Source organism: Vibrio sp. TRT 1302, assembly GCF_050113875.1.
Classification (GTDB): Bacteria; Pseudomonadota; Gammaproteobacteria; order Enterobacterales; family Vibrionaceae; genus Vibrio.
Genome location: NZ_JBNJOF010000058.1, coordinates 1 through 519 on the forward strand (window position 1 = coordinate 1; position 519 = coordinate 519).

The window sequence follows — 519 nt, forward strand, 5'->3', positions numbered from 1 at the left end:
GAAGGCTCACAGGTTGGGGGGACGAACACCACCGCCACGGGTCTGATTGATTTCACCACAGGCAGTGACAAAGTCGTTGCGATGGGCATTGATGTGAACGTGTTCAACAACGCACCGACGCTGACCTCAGAAGGCAAGACCGTGACGCTGGAAGAAGTCTCAGACGGTGTTTATCGCGGTTATATCACCAGAGACGATGGTAAACAGGTCGAGGTTTTATCGATTAAGCTAGATCAAGTTAATCTGGGCCAATACAGCGTCACCTTACACAAAGAAGTTGACCATCCTGCACAGGGACAAGACAGTCTAGCGGTCAGCATTCCAGTCTATGCTGTCGACAGCGATAACGACCATTCCACCAATAGCAATCTAGTGATCAATATTGGTGATGACCTGCAAGTGGTGACCGACGGCAGTTTAAGTGTCACCGAACCGGATCATGTCGGCACGGCATCCAGTAACCAGATTGATGTCATCACCAAAGCGGGGGCGGAGCACGGTCAAGTTACCTCGTTCACG

General features: G+C 51.3%; 1 protein-coding gene. It reads left to right on the forward strand.

The genetic code is table 11. The annotated features are described in order from the left end of the window. Positions 1-519, forward strand: a 519-nt coding sequence (locus ACQEXP_RS21275) for a hypothetical protein (protein ID WP_426971461.1), incomplete at both ends; no start/stop codon positions are given.